Source organism: Polynucleobacter sp. UB-Siik-W21 (assembly GCF_018687415.1).
Lineage (GTDB): Bacteria > Pseudomonadota > Gammaproteobacteria > Burkholderiales > Burkholderiaceae > Polynucleobacter.
In genome coordinates, this window is sequence record NZ_CP061289.1 from 1680177 (window position 1) to 1699091 (window position 18915).

Consider the following 18915-nt stretch of genomic DNA (forward strand, 5'->3'; position numbering starts at 1 on the left):
CTCTGACTCACTGGAAAGATTTCAAATAAGCAGCAGGCTGACTTGGATCAAACTCTTTGCCCATGATCTTGTCTTTTTTATAACCTGCTTTTGCCAGGGCTGGAATAGCAATGCCAGTCTCCCCCATATACTTTTTGGCGTCGGTCAGCAGAAATACTTTTTCAGAGATGTCCTTGTAATTGACATCACCCTTGACATAACCCCAGCGCTGCATTTGAGTCAGCATCCAAGTTGCCATTGAGTACCAGGGAATTGGGTTGAAATCAATTCGGTCAGGAACGTTTTGAACATTGCCAAGACCATCAGCAAATTTTCCGGTCAACACTTGCATCACAACTGTTTCTGGTTGATTTAAGTAGTTGGCTGGCGAAATCACTTTTGCAATGAGCGGTCTGTTAGCGGGATCGCGCGCCATGGTTGAGGCATTCAATACAGCACGATAGAGCGCTGCAAAAGTATTTGGATTTTTCTTAATAAAGTCTTCAGATGTTCCAAATGCACAACAAGGGTGTCCATCCCAGATTTCTTTAGTCAAGATATGGATGAAGCCAACCTCGTCATAAACGGCGCGTTGATTAAATGGATCAGGCCCCAGGAATCCATCAATATTGCCAGCACGTAAGTTGGCAACCATTTCTGGAGGTGGGGTAACGCGAATCTGGATATCTTTATCAGGATCTAATCCAGCTTGAGATACGTAGTACCGCAACAAGAAGTTATGCATCGAATATTCAAATGGAACAGCAAATTTCATACCCTTCCATTTTTTTGGATCACGATTATCTTTGTGCTTATTCGCCAAAGTAATAGCCTGGCCATTCACGTTCTGAATAGTCGCCACCCGCATTTGAGTGGGATCAGAACCTAATCCCATAGACATTGCAATGGGCATTGGTGATAAAAAGTGAGAGGCATCATGCTCTTTGTTCAGCATCTTGTCTCGAATTAACGCCCAGCCAGCAGTTTTATTCAGTGTGACATTGAGGCCCTGCTTCTTATAAAAACCTAGGGGATCGGCCATGATAAGAGGGGTGGCACAGGTGATCGCAATAAAACCAATTTTGAGATCAGGCTTTTCTAAAGGGGCTTTTTCTTGAGCCATCGCCTGCAAGGCACCTATAGGCAAGAATCCAGATAAGGCACTCATTGCACCGCCAGCACCAACCGCTTTTAGAAATGCGCGGCGACGACTCTCTTGCGGGAACAATGCCTTGACAAGACTTGCCTCCACAAAATCAGCACTCATTTTCTCTTCGTCGACTCTCGCAGACAAATCAAGGGCATGCTCAGCATCGGATGCATGACGACCACAACTACAACGACTACTAAATAATGGCCTATCAGGATCAAAGGGGCGATATGAATTCATTTGAATCTCCTAGAGGTTTTAGTCATTAAAAATAAGCAAAAAGTTAATAAGTCATTTTTAACCTGCCAAAATCACAGGGAGATACAGCAACGCACCAAACCACTTCCCATGAAAATGATTCGCACCAAAATGGTGATTATTGAATTGGGATCAGAATTTTAAGGAATGGGACTCAAAACATGCAGCAATGCATATTGAGTCCAAGGAAGGCATTTAACTCATGCCCCAAAATTGTGCGGAAGATGAAATTTATTCAAATACTCAAAGAATTTTGGGCATGCTGGCTACACTACTTCAACTTAAAAATACGGGGAAAAGAGTGGCTAGTTATTAGCGTCATGTCAGTAACTATGCTGTGAAATTTCACATCTTTTAAGAAATGCTTTCTCACTCTTTAGTTCTGCTTTAGGCAACACTGACTTACCAAGCACTTCACTACCAATAGGCTTGTAGAATCAAATGATGAAACCAACCATCAAAATTGATTATGTATCTGATATCGCCTGCCCATGGTGCGCAGTCGGTCTAGGCAATCTAAATCAAGCGATTGATCAGCTCAGTGATCAGGCAAATTTTGAGGTGCATTTTCGCCCCTTCGAACTCAACCCTAATATGCCTAAAGGCGGCCAAGATGCTATAGAACATCTCACTGAAAAATATGGTTTAACTGCAGAGCAGGTCAAAACCAATCAGGCCAATATTCGAGCCAAAGCTTTAGAGGCAGGATTTGAATTTCATCCAGAAGGTCGCAAAAGGGTTTACAACACCTTTGACGCTCATCGTCTTCTGCATTGGGCAGGTCAAGAGTTTGGGCTGGAGAAGCAAGCAATCCTCAAGAAAGAATTGCTCAATACTTACTTTTGCTTAGCAGTGAATTTAGATGATCAACATAATCTACTAGATGCAGTGACTCGTTCTGGCCTAGATCAAGATAGAGCTCTAGAGATTCTCAAGAATAATGAATTTGCCAAAGAAGTGCGTACTGAAGAGGCTACTTATACAAATGCGGGAATTAACTCTGTTCCTGCGATCATTCTGAACAATCAGTATCTTATGCAAGGAGCTCAGCCTCCTGAGTCATTCGTAAATGCATTTGCACAATTGATTGAGCAAAGTTAAAGAAAAACTGTATACCCCATCGGAACTTGAATAGATCAAGCGGGTGCTAGCCAGCATTCCTCAAAGCAATTAACAACGGATGGCCCGCTGGAAAATCAATATCCTCAATAGCGGCACTCACTTCTGGCAGAGTTTTAGCAATCTCTTCGCTACCTTGAAATACCATCGTCCATTTACTAAAGCTACGCTCACTGATGGGCTTAGATTCTATTAGGCGGACATTTTTATGCCGGCCGTCTTTTTGAATCTTTTGCCATAAGGCTTCAATATCTTTTTCAGGCCCCTCAATCACTTGGCCGAATTTATTGTCCTCATAGATGAGCGCCCCAGTAATGCCCAATGCTTGATTATTTGAGTAGGAGTGATACAAGAGTCTCATCAAGCCCAAAAAAGACATACTTTGAGCCGGCTCACTCACATAAGTTAGTTCGATTAGCTTAGACATATACCCATACTAGATAGCTCGAAAAATAATTACTCTAGGCGTTTACCCCAGCATCACCCAAAGCAATGCTTAAGTGAAAAACATTACAGCTGAATCACTTGATTTTTATAGTGTCCAGCCAAAGCCTTTTTCACTATCTTATAAATATCAAGATCAAATTCAGCCTCTCCCGATTCTGTTAGCTCATAAAGCTCATCTTGATTAATAGCAGTACCGAGATAACACCACTTATCTAGAACGATCATTTCTCCGCCGTCATTGATGGCAATTGGGCCTACATAGGGCCAGACTTGTACCTTATATAGATTCATCGCAGTCTTCAGCTGAAGATTGTGCATTTCAGCAGACATAATTCCAATACAAGCACCACCACATTGTTTTGCTTGATATCCGAAACAGGACTTCCCATCCTCGCCCTTTTCTATTCCTAGCAATACTTCGCATAAGCGATACTTTTTAGCTACTGCTTTTAAATAAGAGTGAGCCTCTCTTTTGCTGTAGAACAATCCATAAAGGTTATCTTGAAGGCCTGGTAGCAAATCCTTTTGATTGACAAGCGCTGGCTTAAGCTTCCCAGCAGAATCTATCTCCAAACTCCAAGCACAAAGATCTTTAGAGCGACGAAGCTTGATATTCATGCTCGGCATGCGTTCTTTGATCAGCTGAGACTCTAAAATTAAGGCGCCTAACTCACCACTAGTCTCTATCCAATCAATGTCTCGGATTTGCAAAGAGAGCTTCATTTCTTTGCGCTGCGTCAAGGCTCCCTGAAAGTGACCCATCACTCTACTGCGCAAAGAAATACTCTTACCGATATATAAAGGAACCTTATTCTCACCATAAAAGATATAGCAACCTGGAGCATAGGGAATAGAGTCTATTAAATCTTTATCTATATTTGGCGGCAGACTAGGATTGCCAACCAGCTGATTGATCAGCTCATTCAATTTTTCTTTACCAAACTTCTCTTCACATATTTGCCAAAACTGGAGCAATAAATCTGCATCGCCTAGCGCACGATGACGGGCGCTCACCTTCAGATGGTGAGCGTTAATGATGGTATCTAGATTATGGCGAGACTGCTCTGGAAAGAGTAATCTTGAAAGCTTTACCGTACATAAAACTTTAGGCTTGAAGTCTATGCCGATTCTTTTAAAAGATGCTTTGATAAAACCGTAATCAAATCGAGCATTGTGGGCTATGAATATTTTCCCTCAAGCTCTTGCTTTAACTCTTTCGCCACCTCCTCAAAGCTTGGCTTATCTTCAACCATCCGGGGTGATATGCCAGTCAGTCTTTGGATATTTTGCGGAATAAAGGTTTGGGGATTGATTAATTGCTCCCATACCTGAATTTGATTGCTGGCTAGAGTTTTGATACCAATCTCGGTAATGCGATCGCGATCAAAATGAGAACCAGTGGTTTCAATATCTACAAAAGCTAAATCAGGGTATGACACCTGCTGAATATCCACGCCAAATGAATTGATAACTTTAGTTTGCTGGTGAGTTTTTATTAAGGTAGTCTGCAAAACTAAAAATGGAGTTGGGCCCGCGTGGGATTTCTTCAACTTTTTTAAATGAAGTCTTTAGAACTTTTTGAGTCTCTCCTTTGGGGCTTTTTTCTTGCTTAGCCTTTACTTCAGACTCTGTGGGGAAATAGGGTTTTCTTTCAGGCGCAGTTTGCACCTCACTAAAACGTGGAATGTAATCCTTAATAGCAGAAGCCAAAGTAACATTAGAAATGCAATTCATCATGTAAGTCTCGAGCGACTGATAGAGATCTTTTGCAATATCTGATACTTCTACTTTTCTTTTTTTAATGAGATTCATCGCTAAAACAATGTCTTTGATCGTAATCATGCGAGGGTCTTTTAGAAGTTGATAACCCCCAGTTCGCCCCTTAATCCCGATGACAAGTCCAGATTCCCGCAGAGGTCTCAGCAATAGCTCAATGCGACTAACCGACATGCGCAGTCTTCTGGCTATTTCCGGAACGGTGACTAATTGACCGTTACTTGAGTGGCTTGCAATATCGACCAAAGTATTCAGGGCTACCTTGACTGCTTGAGTGACTTCCATGGTGTTTTTGGTATAAAAGTTAGATTACGGCTAGTATGAAACTGATTCAAAATTTGTGCTGCAGCGCATTAATTAACCCTTTTTATCCCATAGTTGAAGTTCCCAGTACCCAATAATTCCTCCAACTTAGTTGCTGCACTTGCTTGCCCTCCGAATTGCTGGCAGCGAAGCCATTCATCTTTTTCAGCTAATAACTTTTATCTACCTTCTCTTCAAAGTATCCTGAAAACAGGGGGCTAAAGTACTAGCCCTATTAGTCAGACTCAGGTTTATTAGAATCTGGTTCTACGTTCTTTGGAGCGCTTGGCTTTAAGTTTAAGGTGGGTGCTGCCATTTTTTCACCATCCCAGACTTGCCCACACCAACACTCGCCGGCATCGTTAATGATGCAAACACCTGAACCACAACAGCGCTTATCTGGAGCTTTCATACTTAAACTTTCATCAGCTGGTGAAATATTCCATAGGCAGCGCCTGTCCATAGACCTGCCACCACAAGAATAGAAATTAAGAAACCAAGTCCACGTTTAGCGGGATTAAGTTGATAGGCAATCGCATACCAAACTCTAGCAATCAACCAAATTACACCCGAATCACCTGCCCCTTTATCTCCGATGAATATGGCATAGAGCCACAAAGCAGGCAAAAACATGAGAACGTTTTCAATCGTATTGAGCTGGATTCGATAGGCACGCTCAAAAAGTTCATGCCCAGATACTGCAGGCGCTTTCACTTGATATTTACCTCTTGCTCTACCTACATTAAAAGTCAACCCAAACATCAATAGAACGGTCAACAGTGTAATAAACGAGGTATAGAGATACTGATTCATCAGTAAGAGCCCATCAAGAAATAAGAATTAAGGCTATTCTAGGGTTTTTATTGGCTTGGCGCTGACCTCCGATTCTTTTCATGAATCAAGGTTCTTTATTTGTCGCCAACTCAACCCAGCACAATTTACAACTATCACCCAAGGATGGGAGGGCTGGAAATTACATCTTTCTACCTATTCCTCAAGAACGCAATGAAAGTCAGCTTGCTCTGGCTGTAAAGATTGATGAGGATATTTCAAAAAATTTTCTCGATGCCTTCTGTAGAACAAAAGTCCTTCTTTGAGACTGCTTACTGTAGCACCTTGTTCAAGCATCTCATCCCATAAATTCCAATCCTCTTGGGGATGCATTCCATCTTCATATCTTTTCTTATAACCAATTTTTTGCCCAAAAGCAGTGCGGTACAACATGGATCCGTGATGCTGATATTGGCGATTCCAATAAAGGTCTCCTTGATAGGGCACAGTTTCACCAGGCACCCTATTTAAGATCTCTTCTTTTAATTCACCTGTAACGACAATATCGTAAGTGAGAATATCGGTGCTTGCATTGGATAACAAATCAATTGCATCTGATCGCAACCAATTATCAGCGCCTATGAAAAGTACATATTCTGTTTTGATCTGAGATAGGATGTCTTGAAAATTATCTACAACACCTAAATTATCTTTCCTTAATATATATTCAATGTCTGGGTATATGCCTGGTAAATGATCACAATCAAAGCCGCCATCATCTACAAATAAAATCCTTGCAGGTGGAGTAGTTTGAGAAAGTAGCGACTCGATGCAATGTGCTGCAAGGTGTCCGTACCTGTAGGAGGCAATAACGACAGTAATCATATTGAGTCGGATTAGAGCACATAACTGTGTCGTTGATGACAATTGAGTCTTTGCCAGGCCAAAAGACAATAATCTAGAAATCAACTATCCTAAGATCTTTACTAATTTAGATAAATTTTTATTGATAAAGCTTATGCTTTTTTGAAATAAACTTTCTTCTTAATTTCACATTAACCAACTTTATGAGTCTTAAAAATGAAATATTTTCTATTTCTCAGCTTATCTTTTTTTAGCCTACTGAGCCTAGCAAGCGGTGAAGACACCTATAAAGCTGTTTGCTCGAGCTGTCATGCCACTGGTCTAAATAAGGCTCCTATGGTAGGCGATAAAAAGCAATGGGGTAAGTTAATTAAAGAGGGTCAAGCACACATTACTTCTGATGGTTATCACGGCGTAAGAGCGATGCCGGCAAAAGGCGGAAAGCCAGACCTATCCGTTCCAGAATTCGCTTCTGCGGTTGTCTATATGGCAAATCAAGCGGGTGCCAATTGGAGCGAGCCTGATGAAGCAATGCTGAAAGAGATCAATAAGCGGATTGCTAAAAAGCCCTCAAAATCATGAGTTTTGTTTTACGCTTTTACAAGCCCTAACACCTAGTAAATAATCTATCGGCTCATTATTCAGCCAATGGTCTCAGAAAGTTTTAACTAAAAGTGCGCAAAAAAATACCAACCTTAGAGTTGGTATAGCGATGAATAATTAAGAGAATTATTTATTCATCAGCTTACAAATGGTATCTGAAATAGCAACCATGAAATATAGCACCATGCCACTCACAAAAACTAAATACTCACCGCTATTGAAATATTGCAGCAAGCCAATTAATACTATGCCAAAGGCAAGAACGCTAAGTGTGGTTTTAGCAAACATCGTAATTCTCCAAAAAATTTCATGATTGCTTGATATCTTAAGGCAAAAAGAAACTTCATGCTGAGAAGTCTTGAATAATTAAATCGAAGATTAAATTCAGTATCAGCACCATTACTTGAAGTGGCGCTCAAAAAAATACCAACCCGAAGGTTGGTATTTTATTTCTGGTGGGCCACCAGGACTTGAACCTGGGACCAAAGGATTATGAGCTAAATCTTATTTTTGCAAGATGATTCTCAGTTAGTTCACCACCATTTTTGACTCTTTGACCAAAATAGCCGCTGAATCCATCTCTGTTTTAACCATCTGTTCAAATTTTTCAGGGCTCATCACCATTGACTCTGCACCAAGTCTATGTAGTTGCTCAACCACAGCAGGCTCTTGCATTACCTTAATGATGGCAGCATTCATTCGATTGATGATCTTTGTAGGCGTTTTAGAAGGAGCAAAAATGCCTACCCAAAAAATATAAGAGGAATTAGGAGCGCCAGATTCAATCGTAGTGGGCACATTAGGCAATACTATGGAGCGCTTAGAGGTGCCAACAGCCAATGCCTGAAGTTTGCCATCCTTGATTAAGGGTAAAGCAGAAACAATGGGTGAAAAAAACCAATCCACCCTACCGGCCATCGTATCTGTAATAGCATCTGGTGTTCCTTTGTAGGGAATATGGTTTGCGTTAATTTTTGCAGCGATTCTGAATTTTTCCGCATTCATATGCGTGGCTGATCCATTGCCAGCAGAAGCGTAATTTTTAGAGCCTGGATTAGCTTGAGCCTTAGCAATCAAATCCGCAACTGAAGTGTAACCAGCATTTGGTGATGTCACCATGACATTTGGGAGTTGCACCAAGGAAGTAACAGCAGCAAAATCTTTCAAAGTATCGTAAGGTAAGCCGCTATAGATAAATGGATTAACTACATGACCAGAAGATTGAATTAAAAATGTATATCCATCGGGCGCAGATTTGGCAACCAGTGCTGCGCCGATAGTACCGCCAGCACCAGGCTTATTCTCGATAAAAATTGATGTGCCAAGGCTATCTGCCACCTTGTTAGCAATAAGACGAGCAATCACATCGGTTCCACTGCCAGGAGTAAACGGCACAATAAAACGTATAGTTTGGGCGTTAGGCCAAGCCGTTTGGGCAAAAGAATTACCAATACCAACCATTGAAATCGTAAGCATCACGATTAGCTTAGCAAGTAAGGATTTCACATTAAATTGAACTTGTTTCATGATGATTGATTTTCCATTAAATGATGTAGTTGAAACATTTGATCAGAATTTAATTTGATGCCATGATTAAAATGACCTTCGCAATGTGATTGCTTAAATTTTTTAGCTGCCTTTTCTCGCCTGCTAAAAAGACACAAGAATCATTCTTACGTAAAATACCTTCTGACTTGAGGCCATCCTCAGACTCGCAAAATACTGCCACTTCTCCCTCTACAACAAAATAGATCTTTTCCAATGTTGAGCCATCAAGTGCGGTTTGACCTCCAGGCTCAAAAACACTCATGCCCATCCACATTGAATTACACGGACTCGCCTCTTTGCCCTGAAGGCGATAGCAAGTCATATCATCATGATTCGGGGCTTGATAAGTGTTGGCCGCTTCAAATCTCGTAATGTGCATAAATTGCTCTATCTATAAATTAAACACAACTCGTTTTGGGGAGCCGCTTAAAACAAGTTTATAAGCCTCAAGAGCATGATCAATCGCAAAAGTCTGATCCACATGAAATGCTTTCAGTTGATTAGATTCAAAACCAGACTTCAATTGATTTAATAGTTTGATTGACTCAATGCAGTCTAGCGCTAAGGTATCGATTCCAACAAAGGTATGCATGCCGCGATAAAAAGTAAAAATATCAAATGGCACAGCTCTATCTTGCGTTGCTATAAAAATCTGAGTGCCACCCTTTGCCAAAGATTTATTGGCAGCTTCAAAATAAGCACTTCCAACGGTGTTGTAGATAATATTTGCCCCCTTACCATTGCTTAGTTGCTGAACTTGCTCTGCAATTTGCTCTGCTCCTAAGTCTTTAGCATTAATCACACTTACATCGCTACATGCAAAGGCACTAAAGGAGTCAGAACGTTGAACGGCAATTACTTGAGCCCCATTCATAGCAGCAATTTGTACGGCAGCTTGACCTACTTTTCCATTGGCGCCCATAACTACAACAATCTGACCAGGCTTAGGCAATCCACTCCTTCGAAATCCCTCGTAAGCAGTAACAAATGGCACACCAACCGAGCCCGCCTCTTCAAAGCTTAAATTTTGTGGTTTTTCATAAAGGGCCTGCTCAGGCAGAACCAACCAACCCGCATGCGAACCGTTGCGGGTTATACCTATATCGCCACCAGATCCCCACACTGCTTTACCAAGCCATGCGCTAGAACCATCCACTACTACACCAGCAAAATCGCGACCTGGAATACGCGGAAAGATTGCTTTAGGCATAATTCCTAATGCTGCCTTAACATCACTGGGATTTACGCCTGCACTGACTACACGCACCAAAGCCTCGCCCTGATTTAAGGTGGGGGGTTGTTGCATCTCAATCAAAGGTGAGAGCTCGTCAATTGACGATACTTTTGCATTCAAACGTATTGCACGCAAATTCTCTTTTTGCATTGTCATTTCTTTATACCGATTCTTATGATGATTTAATTGGTAAATTAAGCATTGCACGAGCTTCTTGTGAACTAGCTAACTCGCCACCTAAGTCATTGATGATGCGTTTGGCTTTAGCAACCAACTCAGCATTACTTTTTGCCAGCACGCCCTTTTCCAAATAGAGGTTGTCTTCCATACCAACCCGCACATGACCGCCGGCAAGCCAAGCCTGCGCAACCATTGGAAATTCAAAACGTCCGATACCAAACCCTGACCAAATTGCACCAGAAGGTAAAAGACTACGGGCATATAACAAGGTTTCAGGGGAAGAGGAAAAACCATATTTCACGCCAGTCACAAAAGACCACAAGCCTGGCCCTTCAAGTGTTCCATCGTTAATAAGATCTCGCGCTAAATGTATATCACCCGAATCAAAAATTTCTAATTCAGGCTTCACACCGGCTGCTCGCATGATATCTGACATAATTCGCACATTACGCGGCGTATTGATCACAACATCAGCACCGGAATTCATTGTATTTAGATCTAATGTACAGATATCAGGTCTAAGAGCAGTAATGTGCGTTACCCGTTTTTCAGGTTGCATCAAGCTTGAACCAGGGGCCGCAATACACGGATCTTCAATACTTGGTATGAAACGGCCGCCAGGGCCAGTAGTGAGATTGATGATTAATTGTGGATTGACATTACGAATCTGATCAAACACCTCGCGATAGAGATCTAATTCCATTGAGGGCTTACCAGTCTGAGGATCACGAACATGAATATGGACAGCGGCGGCCCCCACTTCTGCTGAGGCCAGGCACTCATCAGCAATTTGATTTGGCGTAATAGGTAAATATGGGGTCTGATCAGGTGTGGTCAGATTGCCGGTCACAGCGCAGGTAAGGAAGGTTTTTTGACTCATATCTAATTCTTTTTTTTAAAGATGGCGACCGCCATCAACCACAATTCGAGTTCCGGTTGAAAAACGCAGGCGAGTAGCACAAGCTTCGATAGCTGAGGCGACATCATCGGGAGTGCCGATTCGTTTAAGTGGCGTTGTAGCTGCAGTCTTATCATTGAAGTCATCTCCACGACCAGGAACAAAGGCTGAATCAACTACGCCAGGAGAAACACAAAGAACGCGAATGTCTGGCGCAAGGACTTTTGCAAGTGAATCACTCACAATATCTAAGCTCGCCTTTGCTGCCACATAAGCAAGATTGCTCCCAACCCCAGTAAAACCAGCAATGGATGAAACATTCACAATCAGACCATCTCTATTTGCTTTTAGCAATACTTGAAAAGCCCGAATAGATGCAAACACTCCACGGAAATTTGTCTTCAAGATATCATCAATCAGATCGTCGGTAAGTGCATCTAAATTTGCAGCCGGCACAGGCTTAGTAAAGCCGGCAGAGTTCACTAAAATATCGCATCGACCTAGCCGTAACTCAACTTCTTTAGCAGCGGCTACCAGGCTTTCTGAATCAATAATGGAAGCATTCAAGCAAAAATGCTTTCCTGCTGGCAACTGATTGATCTGCTCTACACTTTTTTCAATTGCGTTGCGTCCAACCAAGACACAGTTAGCACCTAAACTAGCTAGTCTCTTTGCTGTAGCAAAGCCAACGGCACCGCTGCCGCCAATAATGACGGCAACTTTATTATTTAAATCATCTACAGATTGAAATGTATTCATAAAATCCTAAGGGATAGGTGGGGCCGGGAAAACCATTTCACCAGCTTGTAATACAAAAGAATGATTTAGCTTGCAAGCTCCAGTAGCTGCATCAGTTAAATACTCTCCAACTAATTGTTTGGAGACACCAAATACAGGATCACTTTCCAAGTTTTCATCTGTTGAATCAAAAACCTGGGTGATTAAAACCTTATAGCCAGGTTTTGAAATCATAAAATGAATATGGGCAGGTCTATTTGGATGTCTTTTTTGTGCGCGCAATAATTCACCACACGGACCATTGGTTGGCACGGGGTATCCAGCTGGGCGGATAGTAGTAAAAAAGAATTCGCCATTTTCATTGGTCTCAAAGCGACCACGCAAATTCATATCTGCTTGCTGCTCATCTTGGTTTTCATAAAATCCGACAGGTGAAGAATGCCAAACATCTACAACTGCGCCAATCACGGCCTGCTTTGATTCATCAACAATGCGACCACGCACCTCCATTGCTTGGCCAGCCAGCTCAGTTCTGGAGATATTCTCCCCCCAAGAACACAAGGGGGCATTTTTTCGCCAAAACGGACCAAGCAAAGCAGCGTAAGAGCCACCATCTAAATCTAAATTATTGATTGTAGATACTAAAGAGGAGACGCCTAATATATCTGCCGCCAAAACAACCTCGTTAGTATTTTTTCCAGTTGCCTGACCAATGCCAACAATGAATTGGAGCGCCTTTTCGAACTCGAGCTCAGTTAGTCGATTCTCCAATACAAATTGATGCAAATGTTTGGTTAATGAGACTACTAAAGTTTTAAGTCTCTGATCCTCCGTACTTTGCATCGCCGCAATGGTGATGTCCAGTATAGATTCAGGACTAGTTATAAGCGCCATATTTAAACCCCAGATCTCTCTTTCGTCCACCTTTGGTTAGGGGAATATTGAATTTAATTAGGAAACTTGCGAGGTGCTAATTTCTACAATTATCGAAAATTAGTTTATAGCAAATTAAAAAATACAGTATTGCTAGAGCCAGCTCCATAAATAGTACTTTGCCCTACCGGCATAGCTGCATATTTATTAGGGTTGCATTGGAAGATTTGTGGAGATCACTTAAATACTGAGCGGCATAAATAGAAAAACGACTTAGGAATTTCTCCCTAAGTCGTTGATTTCATTGGTGGGCCCACCAGGACTTGAACCTGGGACCAAAGGATTCCGGTTTGTGTAGCTTTCACTACTCCCTGGACTATGCCTTCATCATATCGATTGCTCGACTTAGATGGGTGCCGTCTAGTCTCTACACGTTCAAAGTATTTCTACTAAGCTTCGCTCGGCGTTAGCTTGGGCAGTTAATTACAACCGCCTTTAGCTTTCTCCGAATTTGACACCATCCCTTATGCAGTTTCCACGCATAAGGCACAACTTTCGCTATGAGTCCTCTGCTCTAACCAACTGAGCTATGGGCCCTTAATCGTTACATTTACTACACACCTTACTGCTGGTGTTTTTTACTGCAAAACCACACTAAAACCGCATTTACTACACACCATGAAAAAAGCTCTGGTGTGTAAGCGGTGTGTAAGCAATCTTAACTACCTAATCGACCACTAACCTCTTGAATCTATTGAGGTCTTAACTACAAGACCCCTAGGGCTTCTTTCTTATGAGAGCAGAAGCCCAAGGTAGACCCTTATAAAAAGGGGGTCTGCGGGTGGTCAGTGTCGGTGTGTAAGAAAATGTGTAAGTAAATTCATCGATTTAAAGGAGGAAGTCTCTCGGTCTTTGGTTTTCGAAACCAAAGGAATTTTGGAGCAACTATCTAACACTTCGTTGCTCCAAAGACCTCTTTAAGAAATTAAGTGTTACTTTAAGTAACACTTGTAAAGCGATGGGCAGCTAACGACCCATAGGAGACATTCAAGCTATTGAATTTTTTCCAGTGCAGCCTTTGCAAAAAGAGCGTCTTTAAATCGGGTATTTTTACCATTTGACTGAAGAAATACCATAGCGATATTTCTGCCCTTAATTTTTGCCTCCATAACCAAGCATCTTCCAGCTGCTGCAATATAACCCGTCTTTTGCACCAAGACATCCATGATTTCATTGCGGACAATCGGGTTGGTGTTTACAAATGGCTGCGGTGCATGGATGCCATCAACAACATTGAATTTTTCTGTTGTTGAGAATTCTTGAATCAAGGGGTAGCGCATAGACTCCTGCAATAGGAGAACTAAATCCTGCGCTGTAGAAACATTCTGTGGGGAGAGTCCAGTAGGCTCAATGAAGTGGGTATGCGCCATTCCAAGCTCTTTTGCCTTTAGGTTCATGGCAGCAACAAAAGCCCCCGTTCCCCCTACATATGATCTTGCCAGAGCATTGATCGCTCTATTTTCTGATGACATTAGACCAACTCTCAAGACCCTCATTCGACTTATTTCCGTCCCCACCTTGAGTTTCCATTTTGCGCTTGATTGCCGGGCAATATCTTCACGCTCAATCCTGAGTGGCTCAGCTAGACCTTGACCGGACTCCAAAACAACTATGGAGGCCATTAACTTAGATATTGAGGCAATTGGTGAGATGGCTAAAGAATTTCTATCAACCAACACCTCCCCGCTATCAACATCAACGACATAGGCAATATTGGAATGGAAATCCTCTGCCTGGCGACCCTTTGCAAATACAGGGGCATCAGTAAATGTTAGCGCTAGTGCGCAGGCTATCAATAACTTATACATATGTTTGCTTATTTCACCAATACTTAAATGGGCGCTCGGTTTTAGTATTTGTTCCAATCGTCTTTATCTTCCGCTTGCAGTGTGGGCATGTCAGCCCATCCCATAAAGTGAGATGAGCATTAGAACCGCATGTCTTGCCAACTGCAGTGCCCGACTATTGATCAACTATAACTACAGGATCGGCAATGGAATCAATATGCAGCTGTCATCATTGCATCACTCTCCCGTCTCAGATTTTAGAATCTGAGCAAAGCGACTTTTTGCATATTGAATACGCATTTGCCTTTCTTGATTAGCAACTCCTATAGTGATTCGCTTATCAATCAAGTCTTTGTATACAGCATCAATATTTGTGTAGAAATTGGTATACACAGCTAACAAGGCTGGGGAAGGCAGTTCATTTGTAATATCTCGACATTTCAAGGTGGACTCTTTAAATCTTATCAATACAGCTGCTTGATCGAAGGCAATCTTGTCGCTTGAATTAAATAACTCTTTTGCGTTTGGACTCTTCTCCGTTAGCACCAAAATATGTTCATCAACATACTTCGCATCCTCTGACAGATTTACCTCAGCAATACATGAGGCGATCTTTTTCTGTACTTCATTAACTTTAGCAATCGAGACGTTATTACCAGGCTTGTTAGTCGACGCTTCATTTGTGGCGCATCCTGATAGCAAAATTGCAAGCAATGCAATACCGCGATAGATATTTTCCATGATGATCCTTTTGTTAAAAAAGCCCCAAAAACTCCTTTGAGTTCAGGGGCAAGGGAGAACACTGTAGATTAAATAGTGGAGAGGCTTAATTCAGATAAGGCGTCAATTCGATGCAACTCTTCTTCCGGAGATGTCAGCAGATGCTGACCCAATAACACGGAAGCAGTGATGATTACTATCGCAATCAATGCGACAAGCCTAGGATGCAATCTAGCAAGAACCAAAACCTCAGAGATTCGATCCGTTGGTTGATCTCCCTTAGAGACAGCTCGTTGCCAATCTTGATAAATGTGTTGTTCAAAATGGGTAGATGACTCTTGCACTTCGATTTGATCTAACACTTTCTTTAAATGTTTTTTATCATTCGCTCGCATGAGATTCACCTTTTTCTAATTCCATCTTGAGTTTCAACTTAGCCCTATATAACAATTGATCGACGCTATTCTTATTCATACCCATTGCCAGACCAACTTCTTCTGCCGTCATATCTTGATAGGCCCACATCAACATCGCCATTCTTTGTTTGCTACTTAAAACATCCATTGCCTTTTTAATGCTTTCTGGGCTGACGCCCTCTGCGATACTCCACTCAATCTCTTTTATGGGTTGATGCTCAATCTCATCAAACTCCTCGAAGAATCCCTTATTAATACTTTTGATCCGATCCAAACAAAGATTGCTCACGATTGCGTAAAAGTACGTAAAAAGTCCCGACTTTCCCGCAAACGAATCGGCACTTTTCCATAAGCGAATAAAGGCCTCTTGTACGACATCTTCCGCATCTTCTTTGTTGCCAAGCATCTTCCAGGCCAAGGAATATGCGGGGGAACTCAGTAGGTGAATGACTTCTTTTGACGCCTTGGAATCCCCCGCTACAGCTCTTTTTAATAAAGCCTGTTCGATGCGGTGTTGCTTACTAGGAAATAAAGTCAAGCTGATCCTTAATTGCTTATTGGCTTATTCCAATGTTCTTTTTCATGAGGATGCGCCTTCATCCACTCTTCGCGTTCTTTTTTCATCTCAAGACGCTCTTCAGGAGTCATTGCCGCAATCATGGCTTTGCGGTTATCGCGCAGCTCTTTCTTTTGCTCAGGGCTTAGTGCCTGCCACTGAGCGTGCATTTTGTCGCGCAATGCCTTGCGCTCTTCGGGGCTGAGCGCCTTAAATTTGGCATGAAGTTTTTGGCGATATGCACGGCGCTCTTCTGGAGTAGCTTGTTTAAATTGCTCTCGCAAATCCTTGGACATTTGCAGGCGTTGCTCAAAGCTCATATTAGCAACTACCTGGGGATCTTGCGGCTCTGGTAAGGCGGCGCTGGCAATGCTAATGGTACTCACCATCAACACACTAGCCATAATTAGACCTTGCATCGTTCTTTTCATTTACATCTCCTTGCTTGTTGTTACTACTTAGACGCGGGCGCCTATAGAAAACTTACGACCAAGACAAAATAATTATTTTCTTTTTAGAGTAAGTATTTTCCAAAATTACTGTCTAACAAGGGTTAAGGATATCCAGTTGAGAGAAAAATGAATCGAGCCATCATGCCATTGCGCTCAATTATCTTGAGTTTTCTAGTTTTAGTAGCAATTTTGCCCATTAAAGAGTCTTTTGCTCAATGGGGCGGATCCCAAGGCTCTGGAATCCCAGGAATGCCTGGAATGCGAAGGGGTGCCGGGCGCAATGCCTCTAATCCCGACTCTTCCAGCACATCGGCAAATACCCATATCTCAATGCCTACTCCAGGCTCACATCTGCTGACTTATGAGCAAATCGAAATTGGATTGTCTCGCCTTGAGGAAAGTCTTAAGCTAACACCCGAACAAAGCAAGGCTTGGAACAATTTCGCAATAAAAGTAAGACTCTATGCAAGTGATGTTGCCAAAGAAAGGGCTAAATTGAATAACGATAGTTCCGCCACTATTGATGGCCTGAAATTTCTAAACCAATCTACCGAAGATGCAAAAAATCGATATACCAGCTTAAAAGAGGTAGATGAGACTGCCAAACCGCTTTACAAACTATTGAGTGCTGAGCAAAAGGCATCTTTTGATAGCAAAGTACCTACTTTTATTAATGCAAGCCCAAAAAGGCTGGCGCCAAGCCAACCAAACTACAACTTGCCAGAACTCGGTGGATCACCATCGCCCAACCAAAACCCTGGGTCAGGTACCTTGCCAGGCTACATTCGCCAGTAAATGCGTAACCCCAACAATCTAAGTGGTCATATTCTGCCGACTTCAGGCGCAATGCTTGGGGTATGCATGACCGTTATCAGCATTGTGAAGCTAACCCAAACAAACCGAGGTATTGCCTATTGGGTAGATGACCTCCTAGCCCTAGATACCCTCATCTTTCTAGCAAGCTCTATCTTTTCATACCTATCCATTCGAAGCAATTCAAAAAAGGTTTATTTTGAAGATATTGCGGATAAGTTCTTTATGCTCGCATTGCTCTGCATGGGTGCTGCAGTCTTACTCCTGACATACGAAATTGTGTAGTCAGTGCGATGGCTGCGTCTGGCAGTAAGCAGGCCTTAAATATTAGACACAACAATCTACAAGTAGTTCATTGTTTCAACGGCAGACCTATATGTTTATTGGGGTTGCCATGGAAGATGTGTGAGGATTGCTTACATACTTTGTTGCACAGAAAGAAAAACGACTTAGGAATTTCTCCCTAAGTCGTTGTGTCCTACCCGAGACATAGTTTACGTTTTATACCGGACACATACTTTACAGTTTTTGGCATAGGAGGGACCACTCTATGCCGTGGAATGAAAGTACGAAGATGGATGAAAAGCTGAAGTTTGTGTAGCTTTCACTACTCCCTGGACTATGCCTTCAAACTATCTTTTTAGTGTTTGATGGACAAACTTTTCCAGACTCTCAAATAACTCATCCGAAGCCCTTTCAGCGGCTTTAGAGTCGCCATTAGAGATTGCCAAAGCGAGGTTTGCGTGCAGTTTTCCAGATTCCGCATCATCCTGGCTTTGATGATAAACAAACCAAAATCTCCGCGATAAAGAATCTAAAGAATCTAATGCCCTAGATGCAAATTCATTTCTCACGCAAGTGGAAAAATGATCATGAAAGGCTTTATCAGCCTGCAAAAGTGCATGACCGTCTCTTGTTTTGACTGCACCCAAAAGCTGATCAGCAATTGCTTGCATTTGCTTACGCTCTTCATCACTTGAACGTCTTGCAGCAGATCCGGCAGCAAATCGAGATACTACACACCTAAATTCCAAAAGCTTTAACTGATCAGCAATATTGATTTCGGTGACAACAATTCCCCGACGCGGAAGGATGTTAACTAATCCCTCCCTAGCTAATCGTTGGAGAGCCTCTCCAATCGGCGTTCTGCTGACTTGAAGCATCTCGCCCAACTCTGACTCAGAAAGCATCTGTCCCGGCTTAAATTGAAGAGTGACGATCATTTCCTCAAGCTCAGCGTACACCTTATCAGCCAAGCTGATGATGTAAGTCTTTTGCAAGACTAGTCGCTTCTTTTTTCCGGTATTTTTTAATTCAGTATTTTTTAATTTCACAGCAGGATTTAGGTATTGAAAATAGTGAGGATATTA

Annotated in this window: 25 protein-coding genes and 1 pseudogene; 4 read left to right on the top strand and 22 right to left on the bottom strand. The window is 42.1% G+C overall.

Annotation, left to right across the window (positions count from 1 at the left end; translation table 11 throughout):
• Positions 1 to 7 precede the first annotated feature (7 nt).
• Positions 8 to 1369: a CmpA/NrtA family ABC transporter substrate-binding protein gene (locus tag C2756_RS08795; RefSeq protein WP_215318710.1), complete on the bottom strand. Its 1362-nt coding sequence runs from the start codon at positions 1367 to 1369 to the stop codon at positions 8 to 10.
• A gap of 462 nt (positions 1370 to 1831) precedes the next feature.
• Here C2756_RS08795 and C2756_RS08800 point away from each other — a divergent pair, with 462 nt between their 5' ends.
• Positions 1832 to 2488: a DsbA family oxidoreductase gene (locus C2756_RS08800; protein WP_215320932.1), complete on the top strand. Its 657-nt coding sequence runs from the start codon at positions 1832 to 1834 to the stop codon at positions 2486 to 2488.
• A 46-nt stretch (positions 2489 to 2534) separates the two neighbouring features.
• Here the strand turns inward: C2756_RS08800 and C2756_RS08805 are convergent, their stop codons facing one another.
• From C2756_RS08805 to C2756_RS08830, 8 genes and pseudogenes are all read right to left on the bottom strand, one after another.
• Entirely contained in the window at positions 2535 to 2933 is a 399-nt protein-coding gene (locus tag C2756_RS08805; protein WP_215295617.1) for a BLUF domain-containing protein, read from the bottom strand.
• A gap of 83 nt (positions 2934 to 3016) precedes the next feature.
• Positions 3017 to 3967, bottom strand: a complete 951-nt coding sequence (locus tag C2756_RS08810) for a GIY-YIG nuclease family protein (protein WP_251372036.1) — start codon at positions 3965 to 3967, stop codon at positions 3017 to 3019.
• Positions 3968 to 3985: 18 nt separating this feature from the next.
• Positions 3986 to 4141 (bottom strand): annotated as a pseudogene (locus C2756_RS11135) (PolC-type DNA polymerase III); the annotation flags it as partial.
• A complete protein-coding gene (locus tag C2756_RS11140) occupies positions 4132 to 4407 on the bottom strand; it encodes a 3'-5' exonuclease (protein ID WP_251372037.1) in 276 nt (91 codons plus the stop codon). The pseudogene C2756_RS11135 and the gene C2756_RS11140, both read right to left, overlap by 10 nt.
• 19 nt (positions 4408 to 4426) lie before the next feature.
• Positions 4427 to 5014 carry an Rrf2 family transcriptional regulator gene (locus C2756_RS08815; RefSeq protein WP_215318712.1) on the bottom strand — a complete coding sequence of 196 codons (588 nt, stop codon included), beginning with the start codon at positions 5012 to 5014 and terminating at the stop codon, positions 4427 to 4429.
• 253 nt (positions 5015 to 5267) lie between these two features.
• Complete coding sequence (locus tag C2756_RS08820; protein ID WP_215318713.1) at positions 5268 to 5444, bottom strand: hypothetical protein; 177 nt, start codon at positions 5442 to 5444, stop codon at positions 5268 to 5270.
• A 2-nt stretch (positions 5445 to 5446) separates the two neighbouring features.
• A complete protein-coding gene (locus C2756_RS08825) occupies positions 5447 to 5845 on the bottom strand; it encodes an MAPEG family protein (RefSeq protein WP_215318715.1) in 399 nt (132 codons plus the stop codon).
• A gap of 174 nt (positions 5846 to 6019) precedes the next feature.
• On the bottom strand, positions 6020 to 6688 hold the full coding sequence (locus C2756_RS08830) for a glycosyltransferase family A protein (RefSeq protein WP_215318717.1): 669 nt from the start codon (positions 6686 to 6688) through the stop codon (positions 6020 to 6022).
• A 195-nt stretch (positions 6689 to 6883) separates the two neighbouring features.
• Between C2756_RS08830 and C2756_RS08835 the strand changes: the two genes are divergently transcribed.
• Positions 6884 to 7249, top strand: a complete 366-nt coding sequence (locus tag C2756_RS08835) for a cytochrome c5 family protein (RefSeq protein ID WP_215318718.1) — start codon at positions 6884 to 6886, stop codon at positions 7247 to 7249.
• A 147-nt stretch (positions 7250 to 7396) separates the two neighbouring features.
• Here the strand turns inward: C2756_RS08835 and C2756_RS08840 are convergent, their stop codons facing one another.
• From C2756_RS08840 to C2756_RS08895, 12 genes are all read right to left on the bottom strand, one after another.
• Positions 7397 to 7558: a hypothetical protein gene (locus C2756_RS08840; protein WP_215318720.1), complete on the bottom strand. Its 162-nt coding sequence runs from the start codon at positions 7556 to 7558 to the stop codon at positions 7397 to 7399.
• Positions 7559 to 7798: 240 nt separating this feature from the next.
• The gene (locus tag C2756_RS08845) at positions 7799 to 8797 is read right to left on the bottom strand and encodes a tripartite tricarboxylate transporter substrate binding protein (RefSeq protein ID WP_251372038.1); all 999 of its coding nucleotides are present in this window, start codon (positions 8795 to 8797) and stop codon (positions 7799 to 7801) included.
• Positions 8798 to 8846: 49 nt separating this feature from the next.
• Entirely contained in the window at positions 8847 to 9197 is a 351-nt protein-coding gene (locus tag C2756_RS08850; RefSeq protein ID WP_215295622.1) for a cupin domain-containing protein, read from the bottom strand.
• Between the two features lie 12 nt (positions 9198 to 9209).
• Positions 9210 to 10202: a zinc-binding alcohol dehydrogenase family protein gene (locus tag C2756_RS08855; RefSeq protein ID WP_215318722.1), complete on the bottom strand. Its 993-nt coding sequence runs from the start codon at positions 10200 to 10202 to the stop codon at positions 9210 to 9212.
• Positions 10203 to 10224: 22 nt separating this feature from the next.
• Positions 10225 to 11112 (bottom strand): 3-keto-5-aminohexanoate cleavage protein, encoded by an 888-nt coding sequence (locus tag C2756_RS08860; RefSeq protein ID WP_215318724.1) that lies wholly within the window; start codon positions 11110 to 11112, stop codon positions 10225 to 10227.
• Positions 11113 to 11127: 15 nt separating this feature from the next.
• On the bottom strand, positions 11128 to 11889 hold the full coding sequence (locus C2756_RS08865) for an SDR family NAD(P)-dependent oxidoreductase (protein ID WP_215318725.1): 762 nt from the start codon (positions 11887 to 11889) through the stop codon (positions 11128 to 11130).
• A gap of 6 nt (positions 11890 to 11895) precedes the next feature.
• Entirely contained in the window at positions 11896 to 12762 is an 867-nt protein-coding gene (locus C2756_RS08870) for a dioxygenase (RefSeq protein ID WP_215295628.1), read from the bottom strand.
• A 1031-nt stretch (positions 12763 to 13793) separates the two neighbouring features.
• A complete protein-coding gene (locus C2756_RS08875) occupies positions 13794 to 14666 on the bottom strand; it encodes a serine hydrolase (RefSeq protein ID WP_215318727.1) in 873 nt (290 codons plus the stop codon).
• Positions 14667 to 14825: 159 nt separating this feature from the next.
• Complete coding sequence (locus tag C2756_RS08880) at positions 14826 to 15329, bottom strand: hypothetical protein (RefSeq protein WP_215318729.1); 504 nt, start codon at positions 15327 to 15329, stop codon at positions 14826 to 14828.
• Between the two features lie 68 nt (positions 15330 to 15397).
• A complete protein-coding gene (locus C2756_RS08885; protein WP_215318731.1) occupies positions 15398 to 15703 on the bottom strand; it encodes a hypothetical protein in 306 nt (101 codons plus the stop codon).
• Positions 15690 to 16262: an RNA polymerase sigma factor gene (locus C2756_RS08890; RefSeq protein ID WP_215318733.1), complete on the bottom strand. Its 573-nt coding sequence runs from the start codon at positions 16260 to 16262 to the stop codon at positions 15690 to 15692. The genes C2756_RS08885 and C2756_RS08890 overlap by 14 nt, the downstream gene beginning before the upstream one ends.
• Positions 16263 to 16270: 8 nt before the next feature.
• Positions 16271 to 16711: a DUF3106 domain-containing protein gene (locus C2756_RS08895; RefSeq protein WP_215318734.1), complete on the bottom strand. Its 441-nt coding sequence runs from the start codon at positions 16709 to 16711 to the stop codon at positions 16271 to 16273.
• Positions 16712 to 16858: 147 nt separating this feature from the next.
• On the opposite strand from C2756_RS08895, the gene C2756_RS08900 reads away from it, so the two are divergent.
• Positions 16859 to 17527 carry a Spy/CpxP family protein refolding chaperone gene (locus C2756_RS08900; protein ID WP_215318736.1) on the top strand — a complete coding sequence of 223 codons (669 nt, stop codon included), beginning with the start codon at positions 16859 to 16861 and terminating at the stop codon, positions 17525 to 17527.
• Complete coding sequence (locus tag C2756_RS08905) at positions 17528 to 17830, top strand: hypothetical protein (RefSeq protein WP_215318738.1); 303 nt, start codon at positions 17528 to 17530, stop codon at positions 17828 to 17830.
• A 347-nt stretch (positions 17831 to 18177) separates the two neighbouring features.
• Here C2756_RS08905 and C2756_RS08910 read toward each other — a convergent pair whose 3' ends face one another.
• On the bottom strand, positions 18178 to 18879 hold the full coding sequence (locus C2756_RS08910) for a GntR family transcriptional regulator (protein WP_215318740.1): 702 nt from the start codon (positions 18877 to 18879) through the stop codon (positions 18178 to 18180).
• Positions 18880 to 18915: the final 36 nt, after the last annotated feature.